The 5,190-nt window shown below is 65.2% G+C and carries 11 protein-coding genes; 10 read left to right on the top strand and 1 reads right to left on the bottom strand.

Annotated features, from left to right (window positions below; translation table 11 throughout):
• The 10 genes from VEI45_RS21135 to rplO all read left to right on the top strand — a co-directional run.
• Positions 1-92, top strand: a 92-nt coding sequence (locus tag VEI45_RS21135) for an uL14 family ribosomal protein (RefSeq protein ID WP_324856484.1), incomplete at its 5' end; no start/stop codon positions are given.
• Positions 93-410, top strand: a complete 318-nt coding sequence (rplX, locus tag VEI45_RS21130) for a 50S ribosomal protein L24 (RefSeq protein WP_324856482.1) — start codon at positions 93-95, stop codon at positions 408-410.
• A gap of 1 nt (position 411) precedes the next feature.
• Positions 412-984 carry a 50S ribosomal protein L5 gene (rplE, locus tag VEI45_RS21125; protein WP_324856481.1) on the top strand — a complete coding sequence of 191 codons (573 nt, stop codon included), beginning with the start codon at positions 412-414 and terminating at the stop codon, positions 982-984.
• A gap of 4 nt (positions 985-988) precedes the next feature.
• On the top strand, positions 989-1,174 hold the full coding sequence (locus VEI45_RS21120; protein WP_324856480.1) for a type Z 30S ribosomal protein S14: 186 nt from the start codon (positions 989-991) through the stop codon (positions 1,172-1,174).
• Between the two features lie 13 nt (positions 1,175-1,187).
• A complete protein-coding gene (rpsH, locus tag VEI45_RS21115; RefSeq protein WP_324856479.1) occupies positions 1,188-1,586 on the top strand; it encodes a 30S ribosomal protein S8 in 399 nt (132 codons plus the stop codon).
• 19 nt (positions 1,587-1,605) lie between these two features.
• Positions 1,606-2,145: a 50S ribosomal protein L6 gene (gene rplF / locus VEI45_RS21110; RefSeq protein WP_324856478.1), complete on the top strand. Its 540-nt coding sequence runs from the start codon at positions 1,606-1,608 to the stop codon at positions 2,143-2,145.
• 41 nt (positions 2,146-2,186) lie between these two features.
• The gene (gene rplR, locus VEI45_RS21105) at positions 2,187-2,555 is read left to right on the top strand and encodes a 50S ribosomal protein L18 (RefSeq protein WP_324856483.1); all 369 of its coding nucleotides are present in this window, start codon (positions 2,187-2,189) and stop codon (positions 2,553-2,555) included.
• A gap of 31 nt (positions 2,556-2,586) precedes the next feature.
• Positions 2,587-3,291 (top strand): 30S ribosomal protein S5, encoded by a 705-nt coding sequence (rpsE, locus tag VEI45_RS21100; protein WP_324856477.1) that lies wholly within the window; start codon positions 2,587-2,589, stop codon positions 3,289-3,291.
• 3 nt (positions 3,292-3,294) lie between these two features.
• Positions 3,295-3,546, top strand: coding sequence for a 50S ribosomal protein L30 (gene rpmD, locus VEI45_RS21095; RefSeq protein ID WP_324856476.1), 252 nt, complete (start codon positions 3,295-3,297; stop codon positions 3,544-3,546).
• Positions 3,543-3,983, top strand: coding sequence for a 50S ribosomal protein L15 (rplO, locus tag VEI45_RS21090; RefSeq protein ID WP_324856475.1), 441 nt, complete (start codon positions 3,543-3,545; stop codon positions 3,981-3,983). Before rpmD ends, rplO begins: the two co-directional genes overlap by 4 nt.
• Positions 3,984-4,003: 20 nt before the next feature.
• On the opposite strand, the gene VEI45_RS21085 is transcribed toward rplO, so the two are convergent.
• Positions 4,004-5,190: serine hydrolase domain-containing protein (locus VEI45_RS21085; RefSeq protein WP_324856474.1), on the bottom strand; the 1,187-nt coding region annotated here is incomplete at its 5' end.

Genomic DNA, 5,190 nt, shown 5'->3' with positions numbered 1-5,190 from the left:
CGCGCGGGACCCGCATTTTCGGGCCGGTCGGCCGCGAACTGCGCGAGAAGCGGTTCATGAAGATCATCTCGCTGGCCCCGGAGGTGTTGTAGATGAAGGTCCACAAGGGCGACACCGTCCTGGTCATCGCTGGCAAAGATAAAGGTGCCAAGGGCAAAGTCTTGCAGGCTTACCCGGACCGTAACCGGGTGCTGGTCGAGGGCGTCAACCGGATCAAGAAGCACACGGCGGTTTCGACCAACCAGCGCGGAGCCCGGTCGGGCGGAATCGTCACCCAGGAGGCCCCGATCCACGTCTCCAACGTGATGGTGGTCGACTCGGACGGCAAGCCGGCCCGCATCGGCTACCGGGTAGACGAGGAAACCGGCAAGCGGGTCCGCATTTCCAAGCGCAATGGCAAGGACATCTGAAATGACCACATCAGAGGCCGATGTGAAAGCTCAGCCGCGCCTTAAAGAGCGCTACCGCAACGAGATCCGGGATGCGCTGCACAAGCAGTTCGGCTACGGCAACGTCATGCAGATCCCGACCGTGACGAAGGTCGTCGTCAACATGGGTGTGGGCGAAGCGGCCCGTGACGCCAAGCTGATCAACGGCGCGGTCAACGACCTGGCGCTGATCACCGGTCAGCGGCCCGAAATCCGCAAGGCCCGCAAGTCGATCGCGCAATTCAAGCTGCGCGAGGGTATGCCGATCGGCGTCCGGGTCACCTTGCGCGGAGACCGGATGTGGGAGTTCCTCGACCGGCTCACATCGATCGCGCTGCCGCGTATCCGTGACTTCCGCGGGCTTTCGCCCAAGCAGTTCGACGGCGTCGGCAACTACACCTTCGGACTGGGCGAGCAATCGGTATTCCACGAGATCGACGTGGACAAGATCGACCGGGTCCGCGGCATGGACATCAACGTCGTCACCTCGGCGACGACCGACGACGAAGGGCGAGCGCTGTTGCGGGCCCTCGGCTTTCCGTTCAAGGAGAACTGACTAGATGGCTAAGAAGGCATTAGTTAACAAGGCCGCACGCAAGCCCAAGTTCGCGGTACGGGGCTACACCCGCTGCGGCAGGTGCGGCCGTCCGCGCGCGGTGTTCCGCAAGTTCGGGCTGTGCAGGATCTGCCTGCGCGAGATGGCGCACGCGGGCGAACTGCCCGGCGTGCAGAAGAGCAGCTGGTGACGGGACATAAACGATGACGATGACGGACCCGATCGCAGACTTCTTGACACGTCTGCGCAACGCCAACTCGGCGTATCACGATGAGGTGACGCTGCCGCATTCGAAGCTCAAGGCCAACATCGCCGAGATCCTCAAGCGGGAGGGTTACATCAGCGACTACCACACCGAAGACGCACGCGTCGGCAAGGCGTTGGTCGTTCAGCTCAAGTACGGGCCCAGCCGGGAGCGCGGCATCGCCGGTCTGCGACGGGTGTCCAAGCCAGGGTTGCGGGTGTACGCCAAGTCCACCAACCTGCCGCGGGTGCTCGGTGGCCTGGGTGTGGCGATCATCTCGACCTCCTCGGGCCTGCTCACCGACCGTCAGGCAGCCAGACAGGGCGTGGGCGGCGAAGTCCTCGCGTACGTGTGGTGAGGGGCTGAGAGGAAAAGCCATGTCGCGTATTGGTAAGCAGCCTGTTCCGGTTCCCGCCGGGGTCGAGGTGACGATCGACGGCCAGAACGTCTCGGTCAAGGGGCCCAAGGGCACCTTGGGCTTGACGGTCGCCGAACCGATCACCGTGGCGCGCAACGAGGATGGCGCCATCGTGGTGAACCGTCCCGACGACGAGCGGCACAACCGTTCCCTGCACGGGTTGTCCCGCACGCTGGTCTCCAACCTGGTGACCGGTGTAACGCAGGGCTACACCACCAAGATGGAGATCTTCGGTGTCGGCTATCGCGTGCAGCTGAAGGGTTCCAACCTCGAGTTCGCGCTGGGGTACAGCCATCCGGTGGTGATCGCGGCGCCGGATGGTGTCACGTTCGCGGTGGAGTCGCCGACGAAGTTCTCGATCTCCGGGATTGACAAGCAGAAGGTCGGCCAGATCGCGGCGAACATCCGTCGCCTGCGCCGCTCTGACCCGTACAAGGGCAAGGGCGTGCGCTACGAGGGTGAGCAGATCCGCCGCAAGGTCGGAAAGACAGGTAAGTAGTCATGGCGCAATCAAAAGCTGATACCGCCGCACCAAAGTCGGTGGGGCAGAGCGTATCCGCCGAGCGGCGGAGGTCCCGGCTGCGGCGGCACGCCCGGCTGCGCAAAAAGATCTCGGGCACCCCGGAGCGCCCACGGCTGGTGGTGCACCGCTCGTCGCGGCACATCCACGTGCAGTTGGTCAACGACCTCAACGGCACCACGCTGGCCGCGGCCTCGTCGATCGAGGCCGACGTGCGGGGCGTGGACGGCGACAAGAAGGCACACAGTGTGCGGGTCGGCCAGCTGATCGCCGAGCGGGCCAAAGCCGCCGGAATCGATACGGTGGTGTTCGACCGCGGCGGTTATACCTACGGCGGGCGGATCGCTGCACTGGCCGACGCCGCGCGAGAGAGCGGATTGAAGTTCTGATGACAAGCAACGACTTTGGAAGGACCGCATAATGGCGGAGCAACCGGCTGGAACAGCCGGCCAGGCGACCGGGACTGCTGGGGGTGCCGGTGACACTCGCGCCGAGGGCCGAGACCGTGACACACGCGAGAGCCGAGGCCGCCGCGATGACCGCCGCGGCGGTCGTGACCGCGACGCGGACAAGAGCAACTATCTGGAGCGGGTCGTCACGATCAACCGTGTTTCCAAGGTGGTCAAGGGTGGTCGGCGATTCAGCTTCACCGCTTTGGTCATTGTCGGCGACGGCAACGGGATGGTCGGTGTCGGCTACGGCAAGGCCAAGGAAGTCCCGGCCGCGATCGCCAAAGGTGTCGAGGAGGCCCGCAAGGGCTTCTTCCGGGTGCCGCTGATCGGCGGCACCATCACCCATCCGGTGCAGGGTGAGGCCGCCGCGGGCGTCGTACTGCTGCGTCCGGCCAGCCCCGGTACCGGTGTGATCGCCGGTGGTGCTGCCCGTGCGGTGCTGGAATGCGCTGGCGTGCGTGACATTCTGGCCAAGTCGTTGGGCAGCGACAACGCGATCAACGTGGTGCACGCCACGGTCGCTGCGCTTAAGCTTTTGCAGCGGCCCGAGGAGGTGGCCGCCCGGCGTGGACTGCCGATCGAGGATGTCGCCCCAGCCGGCATGCTGCGCGCCCGGCGGGAAAGCGAGCGGCTGGCCGCCAGTGTCAACGCTGCACGTGAAGGAACGGCATAACCCATGGCCTTAGAAAAAGCCGCAGAAAAAGGCAGAGCAAAAGCAGCACCACAGACTCAGCTGAAGATCACCCAGGTGCGCAGCGCGATCGGCGCCCGCTGGAAGCAGCGAGAGAGCCTGCGCACCTTGGGGCTTCGACGGATTCGCCATTCGGTCATCCGCGAGGACGACGCCCAGACCCGCGGGCTGATCGCGGCCGCGCGTCACCTCGTCGAGGTGGAGCCGGCCGACACGGCGGGAGGTAACACCAAATGACGATCAAACTGCACGACCTGGCGCCTGCGCCCGGATCGAAGACCAAGCGCACCCGCGTCGGTCGCGGTGAGGGGTCAAAGGGTAAGACCGCGGGCCGCGGCACCAAGGGCACCAAGGCCCGTAAGAACATGCCGGTGACCTTCGAGGGTGGGCAGATGCCGATTCACATGCGGCTGCCCAAGCTCAAGGGCTTCCGCAACCGGTTCCGCACCGAATACGAGATCGTCAACGTCGGGGACATCAATCGGTTATTCCCGCAAGGCGGTTCGGTCGGTGTCGACGAGCTGGTGGCCAAGGGAGCGGTGCGCAAGAACTCGCTCGTCAAGGTCCTCGGTGACGGCAAGTTGACCGTCAAGGTGGCTGTGACCGCACACAAGTTCAGCGGCAGCGCGCGGGAGAAGATCACCGCCGCCGGAGGCTCGGCGACCGAGCTCTGAAGTCGCTCGCGAAAGTCGGGCTACTTCTGCGGCCGTGCGCCCAGTACGTCACGGAACACGGCTTGGCGCAGCGCCAGCTCGCGCGGATCGCTCCACAGGTGAAAACCCAACCGGTTCATCACGTACGCGAAACCGACTCCGGTGTCGGGGTCGGAGAAACCGAACGAACCCCCGTATCCGGGTGTGCCGAACGCCTTGTCGGAAGACCCGAACCGGAAGTGCGGGACGGGTTTACAGTAGCCCAGCGAAAAAGCCGTATCGACGTGCAGCACCTTGTCGCGTACTCCCCCGGTGGGTACGACGGCCAACTGAGTTAGTGCGTCGAGAGTGTCTGGCGTCAAGCCGAGTTCGTGGCCACCGGTCGCGGTGGAACCATAGGCCTTCGCGACCGAACGAGCGGTGCCAATCCCGTTGCCCGCAGGCATCTCGACGGTGCGCACCTCGTCGCGGTTGAAGTCGTTCATCACGTCGACATCTTTCGGGATATTGGCGGATTTGCTGGCCAAGCTCAAGGGATTCAGCAGCGACAGTGCGAATCTCGCGGGGAAGGTGTTGAGATGCAACAGCGCCTCCGCGCGCGGCCAGCCGTGTAAGTGTGCGACCCGGTCGCGGTCTACCGAGTCGGGCAGTCCGATGTACAGGGCTAGGCCCAGGGGGGCGGCGACCTCTTCGGCGAAGAAGCGACCAAGTGTGCGCCCGGCAGGATCGGCGTGCCGGATGAGTTCGGACTCATACCAGCCGAGCGTGAGGGTGTGATAGCCGTGCCGGGCTCCGGGCGGCCAGGCCGGGGCCTGGGCGGCGAGCACCGCCGACAGCGTGTCGAGGTCGGCCAGGTCTGCCAACCGCAGCGGTGCATCCAGCGCGGGTAGCCCGGCTTGGTGGGATAGCAACTGCCGCACGGTTACTTCCGCCTTGCCCGCCTGCGCGAACTGCGGCCAATAGTCCGCGACCTTAGCGTCGTAAGAGATGAGTCCGCGCGAGGCAGCGACAGCGACGGCAAGCGACGCAACGCCCTTGGTTGTCGAGTACATGTTGACGACGGTGTCGTGCTGCCAGGGCGTCTTGGTGATCCCGTTGCGGTAGCCGCCCCACAAGTCGACTACTTTGGCGCCGTTGCGATAAACGGCGACGGCGGCACCCACCTCGCGACCGGCCGCGAAGTTGGCGCGGAATGCATCGGCGACCTTGCCATAGCCCTCGTCGACGC

The organism is Mycobacterium sp. (genome assembly GCF_035623875.1).
GTDB lineage: Bacteria > Actinomycetota > Actinomycetes > Mycobacteriales > Mycobacteriaceae > Mycobacterium.
The sequence above is the reverse complement of the archived record's forward strand: the minus strand, read 5'-3'. Positions and strand labels throughout refer to the sequence as shown.